The organism is Synechococcus sp. W60.3, from assembly GCF_047502615.1.
Taxonomy (GTDB): Bacteria; Cyanobacteriota; Cyanobacteriia; order Thermostichales; family Thermostichaceae; genus Thermostichus.
The window spans coordinates 127,839-153,420 of record NZ_JANSHJ010000001.1; the positions used below are offsets into that span (position 1 = coordinate 127,839).

The window sequence follows — 25,582 nt, forward strand, 5'->3', positions numbered from 1 at the left end:
GCTGACTTCTCCGGTGGGAGCAGTCCTCCAGCCTAGGAAAGAGTTCTCTGGCTTACCCCTGGGCGAAAGCCAGCTATAGGGGCGGGGAGAGCGTCAAGGTCAGTCGGGTGTCGGTACGCCTGTTCGGCAGGAGGCAGCTCCGGCAGCGGTGCCGGCTGGGGGAAAAAGTCGATGACCTCCCAGCTCTTGGCATCGGGAGAGGGATGGGCCAGTAGCCACCGTTCGGGCAGGGTTTTGGGCTGCGCTCCCCCAGGGGAAGGGGAACTTTGCGCCTTCTGGTGGGCCAGGGTGAGCTGGAAGGGATCCCCCTTGCGGCGGTAGGGGCGGCGGGATCCCGGTGGCTTGACAATTACGGTATAGGTGCCGCTGAGGTGGTGGCCTTCCAGTTTCTCTCCTGAGGCCAACAGCAGGGGTTCACGGCGATCCTGACGAATTTGGACATCCTGCACTTCCAAACGGCCTGCTAAGCGGTCGCTGCCCACCAGCGAGGCAACCGGCTCAGCCGGGTGGGAGATCTGGTAGGCCAGAGCCTGCTGCACAACCGACTTGGGAGGTCGGGGGCCACAGCCCCCCAGTAACCCCAACAGCCCAATGGCCAGGAGGCTCATCAGGCAACGCAGGCTATTGCGCAGGGCCTGCCCCCTATGGCGCCGGCTTCTCTCCGGTTTTGCCATGGCCTCCTCCCTAAGCAATCTCTGTTGGCATCGTGGCCAAGCCCCTCAGACGACTGCCACGGTGGGGTGCTGCTTCAAGTACTCGGTATTGACTCCCGACTCGCGGGTGAGAGCTACCAGGCCGGTGCGGGCAATCTCCCGAATGCCGAAGCTGGTTAACATCTTGATGATGGCCACCATTTTGCCCGGATCCCCTGTCACTTCCAAAGTTAAAGACTCTTCCGCCACATCCACAATCCGGGCACGGAACATCTGCGCCACGTCCATGATGGCCGAGCGAGTTTCGATGCTGGCGTTGACCTTGACGAGCATCAGCTCCCGTTCTACACAGGGGACATGGGTAATGTCGGTTACTTTCAGCACGTCGATCAGCTTGTAGAGCTGCTTGGTCATCTGCTCCACATCGTGCTCATCCCCCTGCACCACCATGGTGATGCGGGAGATGCCAGGCCGCTCGGTGGGGCCAACGGTGAGGCTGTCGATGTTGAAGCCCCGGCGGGCAAACATGCCGGCGATGCGGGTTAAGACCCCGGGCTGATCCTGCACAAGAGCGCTGAGGGTGTGTTTCACGGCAGCCACAGAAGGAGGTGGGAAAAATCCAACTGCAGATCAGGGGAATTGAGATGGCGATAAGCAAATTTTACGCCAGTTTCGCGGCAATGTTCTGAGGGGATCCCTTCGACCTCGCTAGCCAAAGGCTCCGGGATCTCCGTCCAAATCCTGGAGCTGCCGCAAAGATCGATGCGCCTGTTCCTGCAAAACTAGGTTGTGGTGTTGGCGGCTGACCTGCAAAGCGGCTTGCCAACTGGAAATAGCCGTTGCCCTATCTCCCATATTTCCGTAAGCCAGCCCCCGACCGTACAAGCCGTACTCGTCGGTGGGATCCCCGAGGTTGCCGTCGGCTTCCAAGCGAAAGGCCTGGTCGTAATCGTCGAGGGCAGCTTTGATCTCCCCCAGCTCGTAGAGAAGATTGCCCCTGATGTAGAGAACGTGGGGTTGGCAGGGTTCTGCCTCGAGGCTGCGGCTGAGGTCGGCAATGGCCTCGTCATAGCAATCGGCCCAAGCATAGGCAACGCCCCGCCCATAGTGGTGGGCCGGACAGGGATCCCAGCGGATGGCCTGGGACCAATCGGCCACAGCCGCCTCCCATTCTCCCAGGTAGCCGTACACCGTAGCGCGGCAGGCATAGGCAGGCGCCGAGGTGGGATCCCGACAAATGGCCTCGTCCAGGTGAGCTAGAGCTGAAGGCAGGGATCCCTGTTGCCTGAGCAGGTTGGCCAAGCGGAGGTGGTGGGGGGCGCTGGGATGCCGGCGTACTACCTCGGCAAGCTCGGCTATTGCCCCCTGCAAATCCCCCTGCAACTGAAGAAGGAGGCCGCGGTAGAGATAGGACTCTGGCCGGCGCGGGGCCAACCGGGTGGCTTGGTCGAAGTCCGCCAGCGCCTGGGGAAGTTGGCCGAGTTCGAGGTAAACCTGGCCGCGCAGAAGGTGGGCGTTGGTCAGACAGGGATCCTGCTGCAGCGCCAGGTTGAGCTGCTCGACAGCCCCTATCAGATCCCGGTTCAGCCACCGTTCGCGACCCCGGTTGTAAGCCAAGATGGCGGGGCGGGTGAAGGCTGAAATGGCTGCCGCACTGGCCAGACCCATCACTGCCGAGAGGCGATCCTGCCGCCAACTGGCCAAGCCCCCCAACAGCAGGGCAGCCGCGAGCAACAGGCGCAAACCGGCCGAGTCGTGGGCTTTGAGCATGGCATCAACCCGGAGCTGGTTTCTCTGATTCTGCCTGATTGGGCAGCGAGAAACACCCATCCGCACGAATTTGGGGAGTCTCTCTTGTTCAGGCTGGATCCGCATAGGAAGGGGATCCCTGCTGTTCCCCTTCCTTCTCCCTTTTGGGTGGAACGGACATTCTAGGCCCAGAGCATCAGCCGCAGCTCATAGGGATCGTGCATGTCAGGATGAAAGGGCAGCAGGCGGATGGCCAGCCCCTGCAAGCCACTGGCCTCGTAGCGAATCTGGCCGGAGAAGATGGCCCGATCCTCCACCGTCTCCACGTAGCGCAGGGGGGTTGCTTGGCCGTTCCGGATCTGGCCGTTGTCGTCCACCGGCCCCTGGTAGGCCTGGACGATGACATCCTGGGGTTGCAGGGATCCCAGCCGCACCTCAACGGTCACCGTGAGGGGATCGCGGGCCATCACCACTTGGTCGTTTTGCGCCGAGGGGAGGCCGGCGGCGGAAGCTTTCTTGGGGGGTTCGACCTGGACATTGACAACCCGAATGTTGTACCAGTTCTCCTGCAGATGGCTGCGCCAGCGGGTAAACTGGCGAGCCGACTCGAAGTTATCGCGGCGCATGCGGTCGAAGTAGTTGCTGAGGGGAATGTAGGCCCGCTCGGCATACTCCAGTACCATGCGCTGGGTGCTAAAGCGGGGGCAGTTGAGCTGAATGGCCTGCTTCATGCGCCGAATCCAGGCGTGGGGCAGGCCATCGCTACCGCGCTGGTAAAACAGAGGGGCAACCTCCTGTTCCAGCAGGTCGTAGAGGGCGTTGGACTCCACCTCGTCTTGGTAGGCGCGATCCTCGTATTCCTCGCCGCGGCCAATGGGCCAGCCGGTCTGGTAGTAATCGGCCTCATCCCACCAGCCATCCAAAATGCTCAGGTTCTGTCCGCCGTTGGCCGCCGCCTTCATGCCACTGGTGCCGCTGGCCTCGCGGGGGCGCAGGGGGGTGTTTAGCCACACATCCACCCCAGCTACCAGCAGGCTGGTGATGTACATGTCGTAGTCTTCGATAAACACCAGCCGCTGGCGAAACTCCGGCTGGCGCGACACTTGCACAATTTGCCGGATCAGCTCCTTGCCGGCTGTATCGCGAGGGTGGGCCTTGCCGGCAAAGATAAACTGCATCGGGTACTGGGGATGGTTGATCAAGGCTTTGAGCCGCTCCAGGTTGTGGAGCAAGAGAGTGGCCCGCTTGTAGGTGGCAAAGCGGCGGGCAAACCCAATGGTAAGCACCTCTGGGTTGAGGGCTTCTGAGGCCCGTTGGATCTCAGCCGTCGAGGCTGCCCGCTTTTGCAGCTGCTCCACCAGGCGCTCGCGAACGAAGTTGATCAGGCGCGAGCGGCTGCGCTCGTGGGCCCGCCACAGCTCCCCATCCGGGATCCGATCCACTTTCTGCCACAGGGGATCCGAGGGGGGAGCCTCCGCCCAATCCGGCCCCAGGTAGCGATCGTAGAGGGCCTGGTTCTCTTCCCCCACCCAGGTGCGGGCATGCACCCCGTTGGTGATGGAGGTAATCGGCACTTCCTCCAGCGGGATCTCGGGCCAGAGGCGGCTGAACATCTTGCGCGAGACCGACCCGTGCAGCTTGCTGACGCCGTTGACAAACGAGGCCATGTTGATGGCCAGCACTGCCATGCTGAAGGGGGATTGAAAGTCGCCGGTGTTTTCGCGGCCCAGGGCCAAAAAGCGCTCCCGGCTCAGGCCCATCTGGCTGTAGTAGAAGCCGAGGTAGTAATCGATTTTGTCGGGCGGGAACAGGTCGATCCCGGCAGGTACCGGCGTGTGGGTGGTAAACATCTGGCTGGACTTGGCCACCTGCCAGGCTTCTTCAAAGCTCAACCCCTGCTCCACCATCAACAGGCGGATGCGCTCCACCGCCAAAAAAGCCGAGTGCCCCTCGTTCATGTGGTAGACGGTGGGATGGATGCCGAGGGCGCGCAAAGCCCGCACGCCGCCGATCCCCAACATGATCTCCTGGTGGATGCGCAGATCTTGGTCGCCACCGTACAGCTCATCGGTGATGTCTTGGTCGTACTGGCTGTTGGGCTCGATGTTGGTGTCCAGAAGATAGAGGGGCACCCGCCCCACCATCACCTTCCAAATGCGGGCGAACACCTTGCGGTTGGGATAATCCACCTCAATGCGAATTTCGCGGCCCTCCGCATCCTTTTGCAGCTCCAGGGGCATGTTAAAGAAATCGTTAACTGGGTAGCGTTCCTGCTGCCAGCCGTCGGGGTTGAGGTACTGGCGAAAATAGCCCTTTTGGTAGAGCAAGCCCACACCCACCAAGGGCAAGCCCAGATCGCTGGCCGCCTTGAGGTGATCCCCGGCCAAAACCCCCAAGCCGCCTGAGTAAATGGGCAGACAATCGGCCAAACCAAACTCGGCCGAAAAATAGGCGTAGCACTCCCCTTCCACCGCTTGGGCCGAACGATACTTGCGGTACCAAGTGTCTTCCTGCAGGTAGCTCTGCAGTTGTTGGCTGGCCCGTTCCAACTGGGCCAAAAAGCCGGGATCCTCCGCCAATTCATCCAGCCGTTCCTGCCGGATCCGGCCCAGAAGAGCCACCGGGTTGTGGGCACAGGCATCCCACAGATCGGGATCCATGCGCCGGAATAGGCTGCGGGTTTCTACGTTCCAACTAAAATGCAGGTTGTAAGCCAACAAGCGCAGACTTTCCAGCGGAGTAGGCAGGTAGGGAGTGACCTTAAACGTGCGTAGCGGCTTCATGAAAGAATCCGGGAAGAGCGTTGTTTCCACTGTCAGGCTACCTTGCCCTCAGCCTGAGGGCGTGGCTTTTTAACTTGAATGTCGATTTGTAATCCAGTGGATGCCGAGCTGTAATCCAACGGCTGCTCCAACTCCCTCAGGGCTCTATTTAGGATGGATCCGACTGCGCCCCTGGCCGATACGATCGCTGCCATTGCCACTGCGGTGGTGCCTGAACAGGGCAGCGTGGGGATTGTGCGCCTTTCCGGGTCACGAGCCCTTCCCATTGTCCAAGCCATCTTTACCCCTGCCCGCCGCAACGCAGTCTGGGAGAGCCATCGGCTCCTCTACGGCTGGATCCACGATGAGAAAGGCCAAATTCTAGACGAAGCGCTGGCCGTTTGGATGCAGGCCCCCCGTTCTTACACCCGCGAAGATGTGGCAGAGCTGCATTGCCACGGTGGCATCATGGTGGTTCAGGCCACGTTGCAACAATGCCTGCGCCAGGGGGCACGGCTGGCGCAGCCGGGGGAGTTCAGCCTGCGCGCTTTCTTGAACGGCCGCATCGACCTCACCCAGGCCGAAAGCGTGGCCGATCTGGTGGCGGCCCGCTCCCCTCAGGCGGCCCGGATGGCCCTAGCAGGCTTGCAGGGTAAGTTAGGGGGATCCATTCGCGCCCTGCGCCAGGAGCTGCTGGGTTTGTTGGCAGAAATTGAGGCTCGCCTCGACTTTGAAGAGGATCTGCCCCCCCTGGACGTCCCCGCTTGGCAGGCCCGGCTGCAAGCCATCCAGGCCCAGATGCAGGCCCTGCTGGCCACCGCCGAGCGGGGGCAATTGCTGCGCACCGGGGTCAAGGTGGCCATCGTCGGGCGGCCCAATGTGGGCAAGTCCAGCCTGCTCAACGCCTGGTCAGGCCAGGATCGCGCCATCGTCACCGACCTGCCCGGCACCACCCGCGACGTGGTGGAATCCCAGTTGGTGGTCAGAGGGATGCCTGTCCAGCTTTTGGATACCGCCGGCATTCGCGCCACCGACGATCCGGTGGAACGGCTAGGGGTGGAGCGCTCCCAACGGCTGGCTCAAGCTGCCGATGTGCTGGTGCTGGTCATCGACGCCCAGGCCGGCTGGACGGATGCCGACGCCGCCATCTACGCGTCCATCCGCCACCGCCCCCTCATCCTGGTGATCAACAAAACCGACCTCGCCCCCGCCGACAAGATCCGCCTCCCGCCCGAGATCGCCTACCGCGTCCCCGCCGTCGCCGCCCAAGGCCAAGGGATCCCGGAGCTGGAAGAGGCCTTGGAGCAGCTTGTGACTCAGGGGCGGCCCCAGCCCAACCTGGAGGTGAGCCTCAACCAACGCCAGGCCGCCGCCCTCCGCCAGGCCCAAGCCAGCCTGGAACAAGTCGTTCAGGCTATGCAGGCGCAGCTCCCCCTCGATTTTTGGACCATCGACCTGCGCGGCGCCCTGCACGCCCTTGGCCAAATCACCGGCGAGGAGATCTCCGAAGCGGTGCTGGATCAGATCTTCAGCCGCTTCTGCATCGGCAAGTAAGCGCTTGCTAACTCATACTCATTCCGAGTTTGTGTTAGTATGGACTCAGTCGGGAATCAGCAGGCCCCAGAGCCGAGGCGGATCCCAGATAATGGAAACACAACTTAGGAGGTTGGCTATGGTTACCGCCGCAAAAACCCGTCTCTACCCCACCCAGATCGACTTGCCGGCGGAGGCCCGCGCGCAACTGGTGGAGCTGCTCAACCAGTCCTTGGCGGACACGCTGGATTTGAAAACTCAGGTGAAGCAGGCCCACTGGAACGTCAAAGGCATGAACTTCATCGCCCTGCACGAGATGTTCGACACCTTTGCCGGCACTCTGGAGAACTACGTGGACATGCTGGCGGAGCGGGTTACAGCTTTGGGGGGCATTGCCCGCGGCACGGCCCGCATCGTCGCCCAAACCTCAGCCTTGCCGGAGTACGACCTGACGGCTGAAGACGGCCGGGCTCACCTGCAGGCTTTGGCGGCCCGCTACGGCCAGTATGCCGCTTCGGTGCGCCGCAACATCGACCGCAGTACCGAACTGGGGGACGCCGATACCGCCGACCTGTTTACCGAGATCTCGCGCCAGATCGACAAAGATCTTTGGTTGATCGAGGCTCACCTGCAGGCGTAACGCTGGCAAGGCAAATCTGAAGAGGCAAGCGGGATAGGCAAAATGGGCGTCAACGCTCCCCTCCTGTACCTGGTGGCTTTGGCCGGTATCCTCAGCGTGGTGGGCTACTTCGTCCTGCGCGAGGTGCTGCGGATACGGGCCCAGGAAAGAGTCATCCGGCAGCTCCAGCCCCGCCTGAGCAAAGGCAAGGGATCCCCGCAGGAGCACTACGAGTTGGGCAGCGTCTATCTGCAAAAGCGCCTCTACGACCAGGCCATCGTCCAGCTTAAAAAAGCTCTAGAGGTGGCTGGGGAGAACATTCCCCCCGTCTGCAACGCCCTCGGCTTTGCCTACTTCAGCCAGGGGCAATACGACTTGGCCATCCGCTACTACAAAGACGCGGTGGCAGCGGATCCCGGCTATGTAACCGCTTGGAACAATCTGGCCCATGCCTACGAGAAGAAAAATCTCTACGGCCCTGGCCTCGAGGCCTACGAGACGGTGCTGCAACTGGATCCGAAGAATGCCATTGCCAAGCGCCGCGCCGAGTCCCTGCGCAAACGTTTGCGGCCCAGCCCCCGCGGCTGACCGTGTTCTATCTGGGTAGATGTCTGCGCAGATATGTATAAATACTTATGGCAGCTCGCCTATGATTGGCGGTAGCTGCTCAATCCCGACTATTGGAGTTGCTTCTTTTCCCCTCACAAGAAAGGTGAAATCTTGAGAGGGAATGGAGGATTCGGTATCGTATTGCCTGGGCTGGTATTATGTCTTAAAAAACGAGAGGCCATTTCATGGATGCACAATCGGTGGCACCTGTGGTTCTGGTAATCCTGGATGGCTGGGGTTATCGCGAAGCCCCTGAGGGCAATGCGGTGCTGGCCGCCCGAACCCCTGTCGTGGACAGCCTATGGGCTACCTACCCCCATACCCTGCTGCAAGCTTCGGGGCGAGCCGTGGGCCTGCCGTCAGGGCAAATGGGCAACTCAGAAGTGGGCCACCTGACCCTGGGGGCGGGGCGGGTGGTGCCGCAGGAGTTGGTGCGTATCAGCGACGCCATCGAGACGGGATCCCTTTTTCACGAGCCCCTCTTGGTGGAGGTTTGTCATCGGCTCAAGGAGCAGGGGGGCCGTTTTCATTTCATTGGCCTCTGCTCTGAGGGGGGGGTTCACTCCCACATCGACCATCTCTACGGCTTGCTGAAGCTGGCAGCCCAGGCGGGGATCCCTGCCTATGTCCACGCCATCACCGATGGCCGCGATACCTTGCCCCGCGATGGAGCCAGGGTTCTGGCCGCTCTGGAAAAAGAGCTGCAATGGCTGGGCAGCGGCGTCATCGCCACCCTGAGCGGCCGCTACTACGCCATGGATCGGGATCGCCGTTGGGAGCGCACCCAGAAGGCCTACGAGATCCTGACGGAAGACGGCCCTGGCTGTGGCCGCAGCGCCGCCGAGGTGATGGAAGACTTTTACGCCCAGGATATTACCGACGAGTTTATTCCCCCCACTCGCTTAGCTCCGGGGGCGGTGCAGTCGGGAGATGCGGTCATCTTCTTCAATTTCCGCCCGGATCGCGCCCGCCAGCTTACCCAAGCTTTTGTCTGTCCCGACTTTTCCGGTTTTCAGCGCCGTCTGATTCCGGATCTCACCTTCATCACCATGACCCAGTACGATCCGACCTTGCCGGTGCAGGTGCTTTTTAAGCCGCAGAACCTGGATCACCTGCTGGGCCAAGTGGTGAGCGAGGCCGGCCTCAAGCAATTGCGCATTGCCGAGACGGAAAAGTACGCCCACGTCACCTACTTTTTTAACGGCGGCATTGAGCAGCCCTTTCCCGGCGAAGATCGCATCTTGGTGCAAAGCCCGCTGGTGGCCACCTACGACCAAATGCCGGAGATGTCAGCGGTGGAGGTGACCGACAAAGCCATCGAAGCTATCGCCCGCCGCGAATACAGCCTGGTGGTGCTCAACTACGCCAACCCCGACATGGTGGGCCACACCGGCAACTTCAAGGCCACGGTGCGGGCGCTGGAGACGGTGGATCGCTGCCTGGGCCGTCTGCTGGCGGCGGTGGTGGACGTGGGGGGAACCACCTTAATCGTGGCGGATCACGGCAATGCGGAGCTGATGTGGGACGAGCAGGGCAACCCTTGGACGGCCCACACCGCCAACCCCGTGCCCTGCATCCTGGTGGAGGGGGAAAGGCGCAAGATCCCTGGTCGCGGTGGCGATGTCAAGCTGCGCTCTGGCGGCACCCTGGCCGATGTCGGCCCCACCCTGCTCGAGATCCTAGGCCTGCCTCAGCCCCCCGAGATGACAGGGCAATCTCTTCTGCAGCCGGCAGAATACACCATCCTGCAGCGGCAGCCGGCGCCTGTGGGGCGCTGAGACCGGGAATTGCTCACTCGGCCACGGGGATCCCTTCTTGGATCAGCCAAGCCCTCAACTCCTCCCAGGTTCGGTAGAGGGCCAAAACCTGCGAGCGCTCAGGGTGATAAGGAGCGCTCAGGCGCTCCAGTTGCAAAAAGCGAGCCTGGGGAGGGATCACCGCCACTTCTGGATCGGGGGGCGTAGCCCGCTGCAGGGAGCAGCTATAGCCACGGTAGATCAGCACCAAATCAGCTTCCCCCTCGCTTTCCACCTCCACCCGCAGCACCTCCTGGGGGTGGGCCTGGCTGTAGCGCTCCAGAGCCAGCGGCCAGGGCAGAGCACTCATGCCAGCTCCCCCCTGTCTGCGCCAGGCCGCAGCCGCCAGACAAAGTAGACGCTGTAGAGCAGGTAGGCCACCAAGCCCCAGGCCCCCACGCTCCCCAGCAGCTCCGGCGGCACATTGGGATGGAAAATTTCTCGAAACCCCAGCGGCGGCTCAAACCAAGCTCGACACTCTGCCGATAGGGAAGCCCGGAAGGCACAGGGCACAAAGGCCCCCGAAAAGAGGATCCCAATCCCCATGTAGCCAGTCAAGATCCAGCGCCAGAGCAAAAAAGCTCGCGCCGCCCCGCTTCTAGACTGCTCAAGGGCAGTGCTCCAATCCTGCCAGAACCACAGACCCATTGGGATCAACAGCCGCGCCATCGCCCCGCTCAAGAAACTGATGGGCAGACCGCCGATCATCAAATACACCGTCACCGCCAATAGGCTGGATACCCGCCAGTAGACGATCAAGAGCTGAATCAGAGGACGCAACCCCACCGCAAAGGCCCAAATTAGGAGAGCCAACGGCAGCACCACCGTCAGCGCTACAGCCAAGCTGTAGTCCACCCAGATCGCCTTGACCAGCCAACTCACTGGGATCATCCTCGCCCTTTCTTCTCACTGCCCCATAGTATATAGAGCAACAGAATCGGCGGGATCCACCTCAAAACAACAGGAGGTAACAGAAGATTGCAGCTTCTCAGCCACCCCAGGCAAAACTTTACATCCGCGGTCTTTCAGAAAGTTTTCCATTTTTGCCGTTGCCGATCCACGAAGGTGGTAAATTCTTAGAGGAACATCTCCGTCTGTCGAAGGGCTAGTCGTCTTTCGAGGCGATAGTTGCAAGGTTCCATCCCGCCCTGGCCTCGCCCAACTCGTTAAGTATTGTTACTTAGTCGTGTTATTTTGGGTTAAGGCCAGATCCTCAGAGGTGGTGACCTCATTCCCATGGCACGTTCTTCCCGACTCCTCTCCCACAGTCCTGCCCGTTGGAAGGCGACCCCGTGGAAGCCTAAGCCTTTGCCGCCCCTGGAGGAGGCGGCGCCTCCGCCACAGCAGGAGGCGGGTCTGGGCTGCCAGAGTGCGTTGCAGCCGTCGCTTGCCCCGGGCAAAGCGGATTTGCGGGAGAAGGCGACAACGGCTGGCAGGAGCTATGAAGCACTGCAGCTATGGTTGGTGCTGGTCACCTTGGGGGTGAGCCTGGCCATTGCGGTGGGGGTGGCTTTGGTTTACTCGCCGGCGGTGGCTGCCAATTATTTGCTGGGGGCAATCGTCGGCGTAGTCTATCTGCGCATGCTGGGCCGCGGCGTCGCGGAACTGGGCAAAAGTCGCAGCCGACTGGGGGTAACGCGTTTGGCTTTGTTTGTCGGGCTAATCGTCCTGGCCACCCAGGTGAAGTCTTTGCAGATTTTGCCCATTTTCTTGGGGTTCATGACCTACAAGGTCACCCTGCTGATTTATCTTGTTCAGACCTTGACCCGTTTATCTTCTTCTGCGTGATGCTCATGAACCTGTTCTTCTCCGCTCCTCCTCTGGTAGCAGAACTTGAGGTTGGTCATCACCTTTACTGGCACCTGGGCAAATTTACGGTTCACGGGCAAGTTTTGATTGCCAGTTGGATTGCCATCGCCCTGATCTTGACCGTGGTGCTGTTGGGGACTCGTCAACTGCAGCGGGAGCCCGCTGGTCTGCAAAACTTTATCGAGTACACCCTGGAGTTTGTCCAAAGCATTGCCCGTGCCCAGATTGGTGAGAAAAACTTCCGGCCCTGGGTGCCCTACGTTGGCACCTTGTTCCTGTTTATTTTTGTCTCCAACTGGATGGGCAATCTCTTCCCCTGGAAGTTGATTCCCCTGCCGGAAGGAGAGCTGGCCTCTCCCACCAACGACATCAACACCACTGCCGGGTTGGCGCTGCTCACCAGCATCATGTATTTCGTGGCCGGTATCAGCAAGCGAGGGCTGTCTTACTTTAAGAAGTACATCGAGCCCACGCCAGTTCTGTTGCCCATCAACGTCCTGGAAGACTTCACCAAGCCCCTCTCCCTGAGTTTCCGTCTGTTCGGCAACATCTTGGCAGAAGAGCTGGTGATTGCGGTGTTGGTGTTGCTGGTGCCGTTGTTGATCCCGGTGCCGGTGATGATCCTATTTCTGTTTACGGGGGCCATTCAGGCTTTGATCTTCTCCACCCTCTCGGCCGCTTACATTGGAGAGGCGCTGGAAGGTCATGGGGGTGGGGATCACCACGATTGACCTGCGGAGGGAAGGTGGGGACTTCTACCCAGTTCAACGCCCCCTCTCCTTCAAAGGTCGTCGCAAGGGATCCCTTCTCTGGTAAGGTTTGTTGGGGCCGAGGGCTTGAGCCTGGAGGCCGCCGACAAAGAGGCGATCGGCTCGACTACTCCGGTCAGATCACCTCAAGCTCAAGACGCTGTTGCGTTCGTGTCAACATCTGTTTTGTAACGACAAGGAGCATCTTGCTATGGATCCGTTAACCTCTGCTGCTTCTGTGTTGTCTGCCGCTCTGGCAATTGGCCTGGGATCCCTGGGCCCGGGTCTGGGCCAGGGGAATGCTGCTGCCGCTGCCATGGAGGGGCTGGCCCGTCAGCCGGAAGCAGAAGACAAAATCCGCGGCAACCTGTTGGTTAGCCTGGCCTTCATGGAAGCCCTGACCATCTATGGCCTGGTGGTGGCGCTGGTGCTCTTGTTCGCCAACCCCTTCGCCTGATGTCTCTGGGGGCGGCCCGGATCAATAGCTCTGTTGCGCCGGTTCGCCCCCTGCCTTGTTCGATGTTGGATCCCGTTTCTGTTGGTGCGGCCCCATGATCTGTTCAACCCTGTTGGCCGTTGAAGCTGCCGAGAAAAATGGCCTCTTCGATCTCGACGCCACCTTGCCCATCATTGCCGTCCAATTTCTGTTGCTGGTGGCCGTGCTCAACTCCCTCTTCTACGAGCCGGTTACTCGGGTTATCGACAGCCGCAACGACTACATCCGCACCACCCAGGCGGAGGCCCAGGAGCGGCTGGACAAGGCGATGGCCCTGACCCGCCAGTACGAGGCTGAGATCGGCCAGGCCCGCCTCCAGGCGCAGCAGGTGATCGCCGAGGCGGAAGCGGCTGCGGCCCGTATCCGTTCGGAGAAGCTGGCGGCGGCCCAGGCGGAGATCCAAGCTAAGCTGGAGGCGGCGCGGCGGCAAATCGAGCAGGAAAAGCAGACGGCGCTCGAACAACTGCAGCAGCAAGTGGATGCCATTGCCGCCCAGATCACCGAGAAGCTGTTGGGCAGCGCCCGTTAAGTGGCCAGTTGAACATTCCTTTGGAGTAGCGCGTGATGCTGGTGTGGAGCCTTGTGCCCGCTTGGCTTTTGGCCGTTGCCGAGCCGGTGACGGAAGCCACTGAGGGTTCTGCAGAAAAGGGGATCCTGGATGCGATTCTGGAAAGCAACTTAATCAACATCGCCATCATCCTCAGCCTGCTGTACATTTTGGGCCGCCGGGTGGTGGGGGAAGCTCTGGCCAAACGGCGAGAAGGCATCCTCGAGGAGCTGCGCCAGGCGGAGCAGCGCAAGCAGGAGGCGATCGAGAGGCTGGCGGAGGAGCAGCAAAAGCTGGCGCAGGCTCAGCAGGAGGCGGAGCGCATTCGCAAACAGGCGGAGGCCAATGCGGAAGCCCGCCGGCAGGAGCTGTTGCAGCAGGCGGAGCGGGAGATCGAGCGGCTGCGCGCCAACGCCGAAAGGGATCTCTCTGCCGAACAAGAGCAAATTCTCCAGGAGCTGCGCCGCCAGATCGTGCGCCAAGCCCTGAGCAAGGTGGAGCAGGAGCTGCCGCAACACCTCAACGAGCAGGTGCACCAGCGCCTGATTGAACGGGGGATCCAGATGATTGCCCGCTAGGAGGAAAGGGGAAGTTATGATCAGCAGCACCATGGCCGCCAGAGTGGTGGATCCCTACGCCGAAGCCCTTGTTTCGCTGGCCTCTGCGCAGGGATTATTGGATACCTTTGAGGCCGACATCCGTTTCATTGCCGCGGTTGTGCAGGCCACGCCGGAGCTGGGCCAATTCCTCGCCAGTCCCCTGGTCAAGGCGGAAGCCAAGAAAAACCTGTTGCAGCAGGTGTTTGCCGACCAGATCCACCCGCTGCTGCTGAACGCGCTCAAGCTGTTGAGCGACCGTCGCCGTATTATGTTCCTCGGGGCCGTCTGCCAGCGGTTCTTGGAGCTGCAGCGGAAGCTCAAAAATATCGTCCTGGCCGAGGTGACCACAGCGGTACCTTTGACCGAGGCGCAACAGCAGTCGATCCGCGAGCGGGTGAGGGACTTCACACAAGCCAGCGGCGTGGAGCTCCAGACCAGCCAAGATCCCACGTTGCTGGGTGGAGTGATCATTAAGATTGGATCCCAGGTGATCGACCTTAGCCTGCGCGGCCAGTTGCGCCGGCTGGCGCTGCAGTTAGCCTAGATTGGCCGAGCGTTTTTCCTTAATTTTGGATCCCTTCCCATTCCCTCGAGAGGACTGCCATGCCTACAATTCGCCCAGACGAGATCAGCACCATCATCAAGCAACAGATCGAACAGTACAACCAGGAGATGCAGATCTCCAATGTCGGCACCGTCCTGCAGGTGGGGGACGGCATTGCCCGCATCTACGGCTTGGAGAAGGTGATGGCCAGCGAGCTACTGGAGTTCGAGGATGGCACGGTGGGCATTGCCCTCAACCTGGAGGAAGACAACGTCGGCGCGGTGCTGATCGGCTCCGGGCGCAACATCCAAGAAGGATCTATCGTCAAAGCCACGGGCAGAATTGCCAGCATCCCGGTGGGAGAAGCCCTGCTGGGCCGCGTGGTGGATCCCCTCTGCAATCCCATCGATGGCAAAGGGCCGATTCACTGCACCGAGACGCGCCTCATTGAGTCGCCGGCCCCTGGCATCGTCGATCGCCGCTCCGTCTACGAGCCCCTGCAGACTGGCATCACCGCCATCGATGCCCTGATCCCCATCGGGCGGGGCCAGCGGGAGCTGATCATCGGCGACCGCCAAACCGGCAAGACCACCCTTGCTGTCGACACCATCCTCAACCAAAAAGGACAGGATGTCATTTGCATCTATGTGGCCATCGGCCAGAAGCAGAGCAATATCGCCCAGGTGGTGAACATCCTGAGCGAGCGAGGGGCGATGGACTACAGCATTGTGGTGGCTGCCGGCGCCGACAGCCCGGCCCCGCTGCAGTGGCTGGCCCCCTATTGCGGCGCCACCATCGCCGAGTACTTCATGTACCAGGGCAAGCATACCCTGGTGGTCTACGACGATCTGTCCAAGCAGGCGGTGGCCTACCGGCAGATGTCGCTGCTGTTGCGGCGCCCACCTGGACGGGAAGCCTACCCAGGAGATGTGTTCTATCTGCACTCGCGCCTGCTGGAGCGGGCCGCCAAGCTGAACAGCCGGCTGGGCGAGGGATCCATGACGGCGCTGCCGATTGTGGAAACCCAGGCCAACGACGTGTCGGCCTATATTCCCACCAACGTTATCTCCATTACCGATGGGCAGATCTTCCTGGAGTCGGATCTGTTCAACGCCGGCATTCGCCCGGCCATCAACGTCGGCATCTCTGTCAGCCGCGTCGGCTCGGCAGCCCAGACCAAGGCGATGAAGAAAGTGGCCGGCTCGATCAAGGTGGAACTGGCGCAATATCGCGACCTGGAAGCCTTTGCCCAATTTGCCTCCGACCTGGACGAAGCTACCCAGAAGCAACTGGCCCGCGGCCAACGGCTGCAGGAGATCCTCAAGCAGCCGCAGTACTCGCCCCTGTCTTTGGATCAGCAGGTGGCCATCATCTACGCCGGGACGCGGGGGTATTTGGACGACATTCCGGTGGAGAAAGTCTCCAGCTTTAAGCAGGGCCTGCTGTCCTACTTGGGCACCGCCCATCCCAAGTATGGCGAGATCGTCTTCTCCACCAAGCAGCTTACCGACGAGGCGGAAGAGATCTTGAAAACCGCCATCGCGGAGTTCAAGCAAAGCTTCCTGGCCAAGGCGGCCTAGTTGCCGGGGATCCCCATCCAGTGACCACAGCAGAGAGGATCGGTTATGGCAAACCTAAAGCGGATTCGCGACCGCATCAAGGCGGTGAAGAACACCCGCAAGATTACAGAGGCCATGCGCCTGGTGGCCGCGGCGCGGGTGCGACGGGCTCAGGAGCAGGTGATGGCCACCCGTCCCTTTGCCGATCGCCTGGCCCAGGTTTTCTACCGCCTGCAGACGCGGTTGCGGCTGGAGGATGTCGACCTGCCCCTGCTGAAGCAGCGGCCCATTGAGACCGTGGGCCTATTGGTGGTGGCCGGGGATCGGGGCCTGTGCGGCGCTTACAATGCCAACGTTATCAAGCGCACCGAGGAGCGGGTGCGCGAGCTGCAGGAGACGGGGCAGCAGGTGCGGCTTTACCTGGTGGGCCGCAAGGCGGTGCAGTATTTTCAGCGCCGCTCTGCCCCCATCGCCAAGACCTACGTGAATCTGTCCCAGATCCCCACTGCCGCTGAAGCTGCTCAAATTGGGGATGAGCTGCTCTCCGCTTTCCTCTCCGAGAAGGTGGATAAGGTGGAGCTCATCTACACTCGCTTTGTCTCGCTGATTAGCTCGCGGCCAGTGGTGCAGTCGCTGCTTCCTCTGGATCCCACGCGCCTGGCTGCCCGCGACGACGAGATTTTTAACCTTCTGGTGCGCGGGGGAGAGTTCACCGTCGAGCGCAGCAAGATCGTGGCTGCTGTTTCCGCTCCGCCGCCGGACATGATCTTCGAGCAGGATCCGGTGCAGATTTTGGACGCGCTGCTGCCGCTGTACTTGAATAACCAGTTGTTGCGGGCTTTGCAGGAAGCAGCGGCCAGCGAGTTGGCGGCCCGCATGACGGCCATGAGCAACGCCAGCGACAACGCCACCGAGCTTATCCGCACACTGGGCCTTGCCTACAACAAAGCTCGGCAGGCGGCCATCACTCAGGAGATCCTGGAGGTAGTTGCCGGGGCTGAGGCCCTGTAAACTTCCCTCCAGTGACCCACTCCTGCACTCAAGCTGACGCATAGAGGGCAGCCTTCTCTAGCCCAGAAAAGCCAAGCGCCTCGCGCCGCGACCCTCACCCCCAACCCCTCTCCCTCTAGGAGAGGGGAGTAGGGAGACGTTTCATTTCATTTGAGGAGCCTAGATTGCGTCGCTGGGCTATCTGGGCGTTGAGCAGGATCACCGGCAAAATCCCCACCAGGACAATCGCCAAGGCAGGAGCGCCGGCCTCGGCCAGCCGTTCGTCGGCAGCCATGCGGTAGGTGTGGACGGCCAAGGTATCGAAGTTGAAGGGGCGTAGCACCATCGTTGCCGGCAGCTCCTTCATTACATCCACAAACACCAGCAGCATCGCCGCCAGGATCCCGCCTCCCATCAGGGGCAGGTGCACCCGTAGCAAGGTGCCCAGGGATCCCTGCCCCAAGCTGCGGGCTGCTTCATCCAGGCTGGGAGGAATGCGCGCTAGCGTCGCCTCGACCGTGGCCAGGGCAACGGCCAAAAAGCGCACCAGGTAGCCAAACACCAACGCCACAATGGTGCCGCTGATCACCAAGCCGGGCGGCTGTTGCAGTACCACCTGCCGCAAGTCGCTCAGCAGTTGATCCAGCCGCCCTAGGGGAATCAGAACCCCCACCGCGATCACCACCCCGGGCAGCGCGTAGCCCAGAGAAGACAGCCGCACCGCCAGCCGCAGGCCCCGGACAGATCTCGCCTGCTCGAACCCTTGCAGCCGCAAACCGTACAGCACCACCACCGCCACCAAGACGGCAATCACCGCCGTGATCGTCGAGAGGAGAAAACTGTTCTGGGCGTAGCTCCAAAAGCGGCGGCTCAACTCTCCCTGGCGCAGAGTCATGTTGAGCAGGATCAGGGCCGGCACGACAAAGCCCAGCCCAATCGGGATCCCACAGGCCAGCCACGCCCCCACCGCCCGCATCCCCTGCAGACGGTAGCGGGTGAGGGACGGCTTGAACCCTTGGCGATAGTAGCGCGCCCGCCGGCGGGAAAATTGCTCCAGGGCCATCAGCAGCAGCACCAACAGCAGCAGCGGCGCCGAGAGCTGGGCGGCAGCCACCGGATTGCCCAAGGCCGTCCAGGTGCGGTAGATGCCGGTGGTAAAGGTATCGACCCCAAAGTAGCTGACCGTCCCAAAGTCGTTCAAGGTCTCCATCAAAGCCAGCAGACAGCCGGCCACGATCCCCGGCCGCGCCAGCGGCAAGGCCACTCGGAAAAAGCTGGCCCACGGCCCATAGCCCAAGGAGCGGCTCACCTCCAAACAGGCCACCGACTGTTCCTGGAAGGCCAGCCGCGCCGAGAGATACACATAGGGGTAAAGAGTGAGGACGAGCAGCAGGATCGCCCCCCACAAGGAGCGAATGTTAGGGAACCAGTAGTCGCCGATGCCCCAGCCGGTGACCCGCCGCAGCCAGATCTGGAAGCCGCCGGTTACTTGCAAAAAGTCCGTGTAGGCGTAGGCCAACACATAAGTAGGAGCTGCCAGGGGCAACACCAGCATCCACTCCAGCCAGGCCCGCCCCCAAAACTGACACATGGTCACCAGCCAGGCAGTGCCACTGCCCACCAGGATGACCCCCGCCGCCACCCCTGCCATCATCACCAGGCTATTGCGCACATAAAGCCCCAAGACCGTATCGGCCAGGTGCTCCCAAACCTGCCGCTCGTCCGCAAAAAGGCTGAGCAACACCGTAAGGACAGGAACGAGAATGAGACCGCTGAGGGTCAGAGTCAGAAGCGCCCAGCCGTTCAGAGGAAAGAAGCCACTTCCCGGCAGAGATTTGCTCAACAACTTCAACCTCATCTCTTTGTCCATCTCAACAGGCGGGAGCTACCTCTTGAGCAACTCCTGGGGAAGAAAAGGGGATCCTCCAGGGATCCCCAACCAAGTTTTCTCTCAAAACAAGCTCTTGGGCAGCTTAACGAAATAAACGATGTTCTCGTCTTGCTTGTTACCAAGGTAAGGCATAGTTTTTTCTTGAACCGCGCCCTTTTCCAAGACGATGCCAAAGTCGTCGTCGTTAACTATCGCTAGGGTAGTTGAGTTGAGAATGGCCAACCCCTCGGGCTTGTCGTGGGGATAATTGGGGATCGACATAATGTCAAATACTTCTTCTTTGTTTTCTGTGTTCAAAAGCAGATCCCGCTTTGGAACAGGAGCCTTTTCGGGAAGGTTTTCAATTGCCTTTGCCGGGCTAGTGGTGTAGAAAGAAGCTAAAGAAAGCAGGAGCAAGAACAAGCCTGCTGTTCGCAGTTGTTTCATTTGGCAAACCTCCAGAAGCTTTTGAAAAAGAAAGACAGGACGCCTGAGCGGCCTCGAACGGAAGCAACGCCGTCCTGGAGTATCGACGCTTGGCCAAGAACCATCAAGCTGCTTAACGTTCACGGCGTCAAGCAATGAAAGGCTGCACTCAGGGCCTGTCCTGGAGGCATGATCTACTTCCAACCGGCCCGATCCATAACCATCAGGGCATCGGGGGTCACGCGACCGATGCTGGCGGCGTTGATCGTGTCTCCCTTGAAGGTGCCAAAGCTGGCCACCACCGAGTCGATCTCAGCCCCCGGCAGCACCGGGTACTCGTTGTTGCTTTGGGCAAAGATAGCCTGCGCTTCTGGGCCGGAGAGGAACTCCAGAAGCTGGATGGCCGCCTCTTTGTTGGGAGCAGTTTTCAAAATTCCGGCGCCGCTGATGTTGACGTGCGTGCCGCGATCTTCTTGGTTGGGGAAGAAGACGCCCACCTTTTCCGCTACGGCCCGATCTTCAGGATTGTCGGATTTGATCAAGCGCGCCAGGTAGTAGGTGTTGGCTAAGGCTACATCCCCCACGCCAGCAGCTACGGCTTTGATCTGATCGATGTCTCCCCCTTCCGGCGGGCGGGCAAAGTTGGCCACTAGGCCGCGGGCCCACTTTTCGGTTTCCGGGATCCCATGCGCCAAGATGATCGAGGCCGTCAGAGATTGGCTGTACACATTGCTGGAGGAGCGGGTGAGCACCTTGCCCCGCCACTTGGGGTTGGCCAGATCTTCGTAGGTGGAGAGCTCCTTGGGATCCACTTTGTCCTTGTTGTACATGATCACCCTGGCCCGCTTGGTCAGGCCAAACCAGTAGCCCTCTGGATCCCGCAGAGACTCGGGAATATTTTTGGAGAGCGTCTCCGACTGGATGGGTTGAAACCAGCCCTCGTTCTGAGCGCGCCACAACCGGGCAGCATCCACCGTCATGAAGATGTCGGCGGGGCTGTTGGATCCCTCGCTGCGGATGCGCTCGATGATCTCATCGGCTTTGCCCTCCACCCAATTCACGGTAATGCCCGTTTTCTGCTGGAAAAGTTCGTACAATTTCTCGTCTGTGCCGTAGTGCCGCGAGGTGTAGAGGTTCACTTCCCGATTGGCGCCATGGGCCGGACGCAGAAGAGACCCTGCTGCCAGAGCCGCAGAACCTAGCGTGGCTCCACTGACAAATTGCCGTCGCGATAAGCGCATACCCAACTCCTAAACTCAAAAACATTTCAAGAAAGGCTGCTGCATTGACCCAGTCAGCAATGCCTTTACCCGAGAAAGCACTTGAAAGTCCCTCCCCTGAAAGCAGGGGAGTTTTCCCAAATGCCGGCCTTTTGATCTTTGTCTAGGCCAAGCTTATTGAGATTTTTATTCAAGAACTTTGCTCTGGGGCAATGATAGAGGATCCTAAGTACCGAGTCAAGCTGTTGGGAGTTGTTCTCATCTTTGAACCGTTTGGCCTCAGATCCGCCAACTCTCGCTGGAAACAAGAGCCAAGGTCGCTCCTCATGCGGCTGGCCGGGCAAGGGGATCCCTTACTGGAATATTTTGGGTAGGTTGGGGTTTTAGAGCTGCCTTGGGTATAAAGGGAGCAGGGTGGATGGTGGAGTATGGTGGGCTCCCCTTCTCAAGGGCCGGATGAGCAACTGCAAGACAATGGCCGGGATCCAGGTGCTTTCCTCCTAGTCTGTGGCTACAACGACTTGGCAGCGTTGACGCTGCAGATTCTGGAAGACTTTGGACAGCGCGCGGTGGTGGTGGCTCCTGGCCCGCGGCCTTCTTTGTTAAAGGAACCGTGGCAATACGTAGAGGGGGATCCCCATCAGCCGGAGGTGCTGCGCCGGGCTGGGATCGAGCGGATCAAGGTGGCGCTGCTGCTGGAGGACAACGACCAGGCCAACTTCGAGCTGGCCCTCTTGATTCGAGATCTCAACCCGCAGGCGCGCATTGTCTCTCGTCTGTTTAACACCGGCCTTGCCCGCTACCTGGACTCGATTTTGCCGCAGCATTTTTCCCTATCGGTTGCCGGCTTAGCGGCTCCGGCCTTTGCCCTCAAGGCTGTCTCGGACGAATTTGTCGGCTACTTCGAGCTGCCCCAGTTGGAGGCTCAGCCGGCCACGCTGCCGCCGGAGCTGGCCGATCCGCTTTATTTGGGCGCCCCCCAAGAGACCACCCTCTGGAACGTGGTGGAGCTGACCATCGGCTACAACTCCCGTCTGCTGCACATGCCCCTCGCGGAACTGGAGGAAACCTTTGGGGCGCGGGTGCTGTTCCACTACCCGGTGGACGGGCTGTCCGACTTTTCCGAGTCTCGGGTTTTCGACGATTTCGACCACGAGGCAGAGCTGCTGGAGGGGGATCGCATTTTGGTGATCTGCGACCCCAGATCCTATCTGCAACTGTTGGAGCGCAACGGGCGGCGCGGCTCTTCGCGGGCCCAACGCTGGGCCAGCGGACAGGCGCAAGACAGGCGACAACAACGGCGAGGCAAGTCGTTCGGGCGGGGCCTCCTATCTTGGCTGCGCAGAAGCCTGCAGGGACTGCTGCAGGTCAAGCCCATCGTGCATACCCTCACCTTCACCTTGGGGGCGATGTTGGTGCTGGGGGTCATTAATTTCAGAATTATCGGCAAATCTGTGGTTGACGGGCTGCTGCTGACCATCGTGGTGTTGACAGGGGGGTATGGCGACATCGAGGCTTTTCAGCAGGCGGAGACGCCGCTGGGGGTGAAGGTGGTGGCGGTGGTCATGACCTTGGTGGGAGCTGCCCTGGTGGGGTTGATCTACGGGTTGGTGACCGACAAGTTGGTGAGCAGCCGCTTTGGCTTGGGCCGAGCCGCCCGTATGCCCAAAGCGGATCATGTGGTGATTGCCGGTTTGGGGCGGCTAAGCTACTTGGTGCTGCAGTTGTTGCGGCAGATGGGCTATGAGGTGGTGGTGGTGGAGCCCGACAGCGACAACCCTCTGGTGGAAGCGGCGGAACGGGAGGGGGCGGTGGTGATTCGGGGCAACTACGCTCTGGCCAGCACGCTGCAACAGGCTCGCATCCAAAGCAGCCGCTGCCTGATCTGCACGACGCCTGACGATCTCACCAACCTCGAGACCGCCCTGACCGCCCACAGCCTGCAACCGGGGATCCGCACCATCTTGCGGGTTACCGATCCCCAGGTGGCGGCGCGGATGCAGCGGCATCTGCAGACGCTGGGAACCAGCTACAGCACCACCGCCCTGGGGGCGCGCGCTTTTGCCACGGCAGCGCTGGTGGGATCCGTTTACGGCACCTTAACTTGGGAGGGGGAAACGCTGCTGGTGACGCTGCTGGAGGTTTCGCCTTCCAGCCCTTACCTGGGGCTGTCCCTGCGGCAACTGGCCCAGGATTACGACCTGGCAATTTTGCTGCATCACTCCCGACCGGGCCGGCCCTGTGTTTTCCCCAAGATCTGGCAGAAAGAGGGCGAGACGGTGTTGAAGCGGGGGGATCGCCTGTATGTGATGGGGACGGTGGGATCCCTGATTCGCCTGGCCCAGGGACGCCCTCTGCCGCCGGAGCTGTATCAAGTGCGCCTTTTGGAATGTCGCAACCCCTACTTTGAAGACGAGATCCTCTCCACCTTGGCGTTTTATGCGCGGCTGCCCAAGACGGCCCTGAAGCCGCTGTTGCGCTGTCTGCCGGCGGTGGTGAGCCCCCCTCTCCCCCGCGACAAGGCGATTAAGTTGGCCCGCCAACTGCGCAAAATGAGCACCGAGGTGCAGGTGTTTGCCCAGGTGCAGTCCGGCGAGCGGCGGATCCTTGAAGTCCTCTAGGGCTTTTCGGCCACAAGACGCACAAAGCGATTTTGCCCGTAGAGCTCCTGGGCCACGACTCTTAAACCAACCTTCTCCAACAGCCAGGCCAAGTCCTCGGCGCTGAAGCGGTTGTGCTCGTAGAAGTGGGTAAATTGATCCACCAAGGTATCTAGGGGGGTGTCCGGCTGAAACAGTTGGGCCTCGGTGGCGGCATCGAAGTAGAGGCTGAGGGGGGCGCGCACCCAGTCCACTAGCAAAAATCGTCCCCCTGGCTTGAGTAGACGCCGCACCGCTTGCAACAGGCGCACCGGCTGCACCATCTCGTGGATCACCACCACCGCCTGGGCCGCGTCAACGCTGCTATCGGGCAGGGGCAAATGGGGATCGTGGAGGTCCGCTTGCAGCAGTTGGATGCCGGGGATGTCTTTGAGGTCGGCTTTAGCCCGCTCCAACATGTAGGGCATCAGATCTACGCCGATCAACTGTCCGCCGGGGTAGCGCTGGGCCCACTGCCGGAGGACATACCCCGGCCCCGTTCCCAGATCCAGCAGGCAGGGCGCAGCAGGCAAGCAAGGCTCAACGTGCTGCTGCCAAAACCGCCAAAAGGCCTCGTTGAAGCGCCCAGGAGCCGTGGCCAGCATGCGCTCGCAAAAGCTGGGGCCACGGTGGTGCTGGTAAAGAAGCTGAAAGGTATCGAGGCCGGTTTGGGGCATGGCTGAGCATTCTCAACGAATCCTGGGAACCAGGTCAGCAGCGCAGGAAGGGCATCGAAGCAAATCAAAAAGGAATGTCGGCCTAGCGAGCGGAAGAAGCGGTGGAGAAGTTGGCGATGCCCGTCTCTAGGTCGTCAAAACAGGTCAAGACCTTTTCCATGGAGGTGAGGCTGAGGACAAGGGAGACACTTTCGGGAACGCAACAGAGGCTGAGGTTGCCGCCGGCAGCCCGGCACTTGCGCAAGGCCGAGATCAGCACTCCCAGGCCGGAGCTATCCATAAAGGTAACCGCCGACATGTCGATCAACAGGTTGTGGTAGCCAAAATCCAAAACCTGCTGCAGCAACTGCCGGACTTCAGAAGCGGCTTTGGCGTCAAAGCGACCCTCTAAGGGCACGATTGCCAGCTTTTGCCCCTGGGGGGTTTCGGCAGTACGGATGCGCAGCTTAAAATCCATCGTTTCCAGTCAAGACCTCATGACCCACCTTAGCACCATCGGTTGCTGCTATTACCCCCTCGGCAGGAAATCCCTCTTATGCAGAAAGAGAGGGTATCCCTCTTTGCCATGGCAATTTCCAACTGGTTGAGATTGTCTGCGGGGCCCAGCGTTGAGGCAGCTACCCTCACTTCCTCTTCAGACGGGGAGCAATCCCTCACCCCCTACCCCTCTCCCTTTGGGAGAGGGGAGCTAGCCGCTCCGCCTGCAGGCAGAGGGATCCAACCTTGGCTCCCCATCTCAGATCCTGGCCGGATCGAGCGCATAAGTCGGCTCGAGGGCGGGAAGGGACATACGCAGGCGAGGACGGTGCATGGCCAGCAACTGGGCCAGGCGCCTGCGCAGCTCGGTTCGCGGCACAATTGCGTCGATGAGCCCGTGGGCCAGCAGATATTCGGCCGTCTGGAAGCCCTCCGGCAGCTTGCCCTTGCCGATGGTTTGCTCAATAACATTGGGCCCGGCAAACCCCACCTGGGCGCCGGGTTCGGCCAGGATCAAATCCCCCAACATGGCAAAGCTGGCAGTCACCCCCCCATAGGTGGGATGGGTGAGCACAGAGATGAACAATTGCCCGGCCTCGCGGTGCCTTTGCAGAGCGGCTGCCGTTTTGGCCATTTGCATCAAGCTGAGGATCCCTTCCTGCATGCGGGCTCCCCCCGAGGCGGAGAAGATGACTAGGGGCAGGTGATCGCGGGTAGCTCGTTCGGTAAGACGGGTGATCTTCTCGCCCACCACCGAGCCCATGCTGCCGCCCATAAAGCGGAAGTCCATCACGCCCATCGCCACTGGGATCCCTTCCAAGCTGCCCAGCCCGGTCAAGACGGCATCTTTAAGTTGGGTGCGCTCCTGATAAGAGGCCAGTCGCTCGGCGTAGGGCTTTTGGTCGAAAAAGTGCAGCGGATCGGTGGGGGCCAGGTGCTCGTCAAGGGGCTGCCAGGAGCCGGGATCCAAAAGCTGCTGCAGCCGCTGCGGGGCCGTGATGCGATGGTGATAGCCGCAGCTCGGGCAAACCTGCCAGTTCTGCTGCAGATCCTTGGTGTAGGTGAGGGCGTCGCAAGCCGGACACTTCTGCCACAGGCCGTCGGCGATCTCCCGCACTTGCCGCTCTTTGTCGAAGGGGCTGCTGCCGGTCAAGTTAAGGGAAGTCTGCTTGCGCCGCTCGGCAAACCAATCCAGTAAAGACATAGCCGCTGAGGTACCCCCCTAGCTAGGGATGGCCAGAGCTGAATCTGTAAGCCCT

25 protein-coding genes are annotated in these 25,582 nt (G+C 60.8%); 13 read left to right on the plus strand and 12 right to left on the minus strand.

Features of this window, described 5'->3' with window-relative positions; genetic code table 11:
- Window positions 1–32 precede the first annotated feature (32 nt).
- From NW846_RS00645 to glgP, 4 genes are all read right to left on the minus strand, one after another.
- Complete coding sequence (locus NW846_RS00645) at window positions 33–674, minus strand: hypothetical protein (protein WP_414348416.1); 642 nt, start codon at window positions 672–674, stop codon at window positions 33–35.
- Between the two features lie 45 nt (window positions 675–719).
- A complete protein-coding gene (gene ilvN / locus NW846_RS00650) occupies window positions 720–1,244 on the minus strand; it encodes an acetolactate synthase small subunit (RefSeq protein WP_011430944.1) in 525 nt (174 codons plus the stop codon).
- Between the two features lie 117 nt (window positions 1,245–1,361).
- On the minus strand, window positions 1,362–2,423 hold the full coding sequence (locus NW846_RS00655; RefSeq protein ID WP_011430942.1) for a tetratricopeptide repeat protein: 1,062 nt from the start codon (window positions 2,421–2,423) through the stop codon (window positions 1,362–1,364).
- Between the two features lie 161 nt (window positions 2,424–2,584).
- The gene (gene glgP / locus NW846_RS00660) at window positions 2,585–5,185 is read right to left on the minus strand and encodes an alpha-glucan family phosphorylase (protein WP_414515096.1); all 2,601 of its coding nucleotides are present in this window, start codon (window positions 5,183–5,185) and stop codon (window positions 2,585–2,587) included.
- A 153-nt stretch (window positions 5,186–5,338) separates the two neighbouring features.
- On the opposite strand from glgP, the gene mnmE reads away from it, so the two are divergent.
- The 4 genes from mnmE (at window position 5,339) to gpmI (ending at window position 9,703) form a co-directional block, all read left to right on the plus strand.
- Window positions 5,339–6,718 carry a tRNA uridine-5-carboxymethylaminomethyl(34) synthesis GTPase MnmE gene (gene mnmE / locus NW846_RS00665; protein ID WP_414515098.1) on the plus strand — a complete coding sequence of 460 codons (1,380 nt, stop codon included), beginning with the start codon at window positions 5,339–5,341 and terminating at the stop codon, window positions 6,716–6,718.
- 118 nt (window positions 6,719–6,836) lie between these two features.
- The gene (gene dps / locus NW846_RS00670; protein WP_011430939.1) at window positions 6,837–7,337 is read left to right on the plus strand and encodes a DNA starvation/stationary phase protection protein Dps; all 501 of its coding nucleotides are present in this window, start codon (window positions 6,837–6,839) and stop codon (window positions 7,335–7,337) included.
- Between the two features lie 42 nt (window positions 7,338–7,379).
- Window positions 7,380–7,904: a tetratricopeptide repeat protein gene (locus NW846_RS00675; protein WP_011430938.1), complete on the plus strand. Its 525-nt coding sequence runs from the start codon at window positions 7,380–7,382 to the stop codon at window positions 7,902–7,904.
- A gap of 206 nt (window positions 7,905–8,110) precedes the next feature.
- Window positions 8,111–9,703 carry a 2,3-bisphosphoglycerate-independent phosphoglycerate mutase gene (gpmI, locus tag NW846_RS00680; protein WP_414515100.1) on the plus strand — a complete coding sequence of 531 codons (1,593 nt, stop codon included), beginning with the start codon at window positions 8,111–8,113 and terminating at the stop codon, window positions 9,701–9,703.
- Between the two features lie 13 nt (window positions 9,704–9,716).
- Here gpmI and NW846_RS00685 read toward each other — a convergent pair whose 3' ends face one another.
- Window positions 9,717–10,031, minus strand: a complete 315-nt coding sequence (locus tag NW846_RS00685) for a hypothetical protein (RefSeq protein WP_099812972.1) — start codon at window positions 10,029–10,031, stop codon at window positions 9,717–9,719.
- Complete coding sequence (locus NW846_RS00690) at window positions 10,028–10,612, minus strand: DUF3177 family protein (RefSeq protein WP_099812974.1); 585 nt, start codon at window positions 10,610–10,612, stop codon at window positions 10,028–10,030. The genes NW846_RS00685 and NW846_RS00690 overlap by 4 nt, the downstream gene beginning before the upstream one ends.
- Window positions 10,613–10,957: 345 nt before the next feature.
- On the opposite strand from NW846_RS00690, the gene NW846_RS00695 reads away from it, so the two are divergent.
- From NW846_RS00695 to NW846_RS00730, 8 genes are all read left to right on the plus strand, one after another.
- Complete coding sequence (locus NW846_RS00695) at window positions 10,958–11,509, plus strand: ATP synthase subunit I (protein WP_228375272.1); 552 nt, start codon at window positions 10,958–10,960, stop codon at window positions 11,507–11,509.
- Window positions 11,510–11,514: 5 nt separating this feature from the next.
- On the plus strand, window positions 11,515–12,261 hold the full coding sequence (gene atpB / locus NW846_RS00700) for a F0F1 ATP synthase subunit A (RefSeq protein ID WP_414515114.1): 747 nt from the start codon (window positions 11,515–11,517) through the stop codon (window positions 12,259–12,261).
- A gap of 229 nt (window positions 12,262–12,490) precedes the next feature.
- Window positions 12,491–12,736: an ATP synthase F0 subunit C gene (gene atpE / locus NW846_RS00705; protein ID WP_011430931.1), complete on the plus strand. Its 246-nt coding sequence runs from the start codon at window positions 12,491–12,493 to the stop codon at window positions 12,734–12,736.
- Window positions 12,737–12,830: 94 nt separating this feature from the next.
- On the plus strand, window positions 12,831–13,304 hold the full coding sequence (locus NW846_RS00710) for a F0F1 ATP synthase subunit B' (protein ID WP_011430930.1): 474 nt from the start codon (window positions 12,831–12,833) through the stop codon (window positions 13,302–13,304).
- Between the two features lie 35 nt (window positions 13,305–13,339).
- Window positions 13,340–13,900 carry a F0F1 ATP synthase subunit B gene (locus NW846_RS00715; RefSeq protein WP_049749774.1) on the plus strand — a complete coding sequence of 187 codons (561 nt, stop codon included), beginning with the start codon at window positions 13,340–13,342 and terminating at the stop codon, window positions 13,898–13,900.
- A gap of 16 nt (window positions 13,901–13,916) precedes the next feature.
- Entirely contained in the window at window positions 13,917–14,465 is a 549-nt protein-coding gene (atpH, locus tag NW846_RS00720) for an ATP synthase F1 subunit delta (RefSeq protein ID WP_011430928.1), read from the plus strand.
- Between the two features lie 59 nt (window positions 14,466–14,524).
- Window positions 14,525–16,045 carry a F0F1 ATP synthase subunit alpha gene (gene atpA / locus NW846_RS00725; protein ID WP_414348066.1) on the plus strand — a complete coding sequence of 507 codons (1,521 nt, stop codon included), beginning with the start codon at window positions 14,525–14,527 and terminating at the stop codon, window positions 16,043–16,045.
- A 45-nt stretch (window positions 16,046–16,090) separates the two neighbouring features.
- A complete protein-coding gene (locus tag NW846_RS00730) occupies window positions 16,091–17,035 on the plus strand; it encodes a F0F1 ATP synthase subunit gamma (RefSeq protein WP_011430926.1) in 945 nt (314 codons plus the stop codon).
- A gap of 115 nt (window positions 17,036–17,150) precedes the next feature.
- On the opposite strand, the gene NW846_RS00735 is transcribed toward NW846_RS00730, so the two are convergent.
- The 3 genes from NW846_RS00735 to NW846_RS00745 all read right to left on the minus strand — a co-directional run bounded on the left by NW846_RS00735 (window position 17,151) and on the right by NW846_RS00745 (window position 20,557).
- Window positions 17,151–18,872 (minus strand): ABC transporter permease, encoded by a 1,722-nt coding sequence (locus NW846_RS00735; RefSeq protein ID WP_414515102.1) that lies wholly within the window; start codon window positions 18,870–18,872, stop codon window positions 17,151–17,153.
- 93 nt (window positions 18,873–18,965) lie between these two features.
- Window positions 18,966–19,331 (minus strand): hypothetical protein, encoded by a 366-nt coding sequence (locus tag NW846_RS00740; RefSeq protein WP_414515103.1) that lies wholly within the window; start codon window positions 19,329–19,331, stop codon window positions 18,966–18,968.
- A gap of 173 nt (window positions 19,332–19,504) precedes the next feature.
- The gene (locus NW846_RS00745) at window positions 19,505–20,557 is read right to left on the minus strand and encodes a Fe(3+) ABC transporter substrate-binding protein (protein WP_414515104.1); all 1,053 of its coding nucleotides are present in this window, start codon (window positions 20,555–20,557) and stop codon (window positions 19,505–19,507) included.
- 401 nt (window positions 20,558–20,958) lie between these two features.
- Between NW846_RS00745 and NW846_RS00750 the strand changes: the two genes are divergently transcribed.
- On the plus strand, window positions 20,959–23,151 hold the full coding sequence (locus NW846_RS00750) for an NAD-binding protein (protein ID WP_011430921.1): 2,193 nt from the start codon (window positions 20,959–20,961) through the stop codon (window positions 23,149–23,151).
- Here NW846_RS00750 and NW846_RS00755 read toward each other — a convergent pair.
- From NW846_RS00755 to accD, 3 genes are all read right to left on the minus strand, one after another.
- The gene (locus NW846_RS00755) at window positions 23,148–23,846 is read right to left on the minus strand and encodes a class I SAM-dependent methyltransferase (RefSeq protein ID WP_099812983.1); all 699 of its coding nucleotides are present in this window, start codon (window positions 23,844–23,846) and stop codon (window positions 23,148–23,150) included. The two genes, NW846_RS00750 and NW846_RS00755, sit on opposite strands and share 4 nt — an antisense overlap.
- A gap of 82 nt (window positions 23,847–23,928) precedes the next feature.
- Window positions 23,929–24,303 carry an STAS domain-containing protein gene (locus NW846_RS00760; protein WP_011430919.1) on the minus strand — a complete coding sequence of 125 codons (375 nt, stop codon included), beginning with the start codon at window positions 24,301–24,303 and terminating at the stop codon, window positions 23,929–23,931.
- A gap of 279 nt (window positions 24,304–24,582) precedes the next feature.
- The gene (gene accD / locus NW846_RS00765; protein ID WP_011430918.1) at window positions 24,583–25,527 is read right to left on the minus strand and encodes an acetyl-CoA carboxylase, carboxyltransferase subunit beta; all 945 of its coding nucleotides are present in this window, start codon (window positions 25,525–25,527) and stop codon (window positions 24,583–24,585) included.
- Window positions 25,528–25,582 lie beyond the last annotated feature (55 nt).

Coding starts and splice junctions, on each gene's coding strand:
- NW846_RS00645 (WP_414348416.1), bottom strand. CDS start 674: ATGGCAAAACCGGAGAGAAGCCGGCGCCATAGGGGGCAGGCCCTGCGC.
- NW846_RS00655 (WP_011430942.1), bottom strand. CDS start 2,423: ATGCTCAAAGCCCACGACTCGGCCGGTTTGCGCCTGTTGCTCGCGGCT.
- glgP (WP_414515096.1), bottom strand. CDS start 5,185: ATGAAGCCGCTACGCACGTTTAAGGTCACTCCCTACCTGCCTACTCCG.
- mnmE (WP_414515098.1), top strand. CDS start 5,339: ATGGATCCGACTGCGCCCCTGGCCGATACGATCGCTGCCATTGCCACT.
- dps (WP_011430939.1), top strand. CDS start 6,837: ATGGTTACCGCCGCAAAAACCCGTCTCTACCCCACCCAGATCGACTTG.
- NW846_RS00675 (WP_011430938.1), top strand. CDS start 7,380: ATGGGCGTCAACGCTCCCCTCCTGTACCTGGTGGCTTTGGCCGGTATC.
- gpmI (WP_414515100.1), top strand. CDS start 8,111: ATGGATGCACAATCGGTGGCACCTGTGGTTCTGGTAATCCTGGATGGC.
- NW846_RS00685 (WP_099812972.1), bottom strand. CDS start 10,031: ATGAGTGCTCTGCCCTGGCCGCTGGCTCTGGAGCGCTACAGCCAGGCC.
- NW846_RS00690 (WP_099812974.1), bottom strand. CDS start 10,612: ATGATCCCAGTGAGTTGGCTGGTCAAGGCGATCTGGGTGGACTACAGC.
- NW846_RS00695 (WP_228375272.1), top strand. CDS start 10,958: ATGGCACGTTCTTCCCGACTCCTCTCCCACAGTCCTGCCCGTTGGAAG.
- atpB (WP_414515114.1), top strand. CDS start 11,515: ATGAACCTGTTCTTCTCCGCTCCTCCTCTGGTAGCAGAACTTGAGGTT.
- atpE (WP_011430931.1), top strand. CDS start 12,491: ATGGATCCGTTAACCTCTGCTGCTTCTGTGTTGTCTGCCGCTCTGGCA.
- NW846_RS00710 (WP_011430930.1), top strand. CDS start 12,831: ATGATCTGTTCAACCCTGTTGGCCGTTGAAGCTGCCGAGAAAAATGGC.
- NW846_RS00715 (WP_049749774.1), top strand. CDS start 13,340: ATGCTGGTGTGGAGCCTTGTGCCCGCTTGGCTTTTGGCCGTTGCCGAG.
- atpH (WP_011430928.1), top strand. CDS start 13,917: ATGATCAGCAGCACCATGGCCGCCAGAGTGGTGGATCCCTACGCCGAA.
- atpA (WP_414348066.1), top strand. CDS start 14,525: ATGCCTACAATTCGCCCAGACGAGATCAGCACCATCATCAAGCAACAG.
- NW846_RS00730 (WP_011430926.1), top strand. CDS start 16,091: ATGGCAAACCTAAAGCGGATTCGCGACCGCATCAAGGCGGTGAAGAAC.
- NW846_RS00735 (WP_414515102.1), bottom strand. CDS start 18,872: ATGAGGTTGAAGTTGTTGAGCAAATCTCTGCCGGGAAGTGGCTTCTTT.
- NW846_RS00740 (WP_414515103.1), bottom strand. CDS start 19,331: ATGAAACAACTGCGAACAGCAGGCTTGTTCTTGCTCCTGCTTTCTTTA.
- NW846_RS00750 (WP_011430921.1), top strand. CDS start 20,959: ATGGTGGGCTCCCCTTCTCAAGGGCCGGATGAGCAACTGCAAGACAAT.
- NW846_RS00755 (WP_099812983.1), bottom strand. CDS start 23,846: ATGCCCCAAACCGGCCTCGATACCTTTCAGCTTCTTTACCAGCACCAC.
- NW846_RS00760 (WP_011430919.1), bottom strand. CDS start 24,303: ATGGATTTTAAGCTGCGCATCCGTACTGCCGAAACCCCCCAGGGGCAA.
- accD (WP_011430918.1), bottom strand. CDS start 25,527: ATGTCTTTACTGGATTGGTTTGCCGAGCGGCGCAAGCAGACTTCCCTT.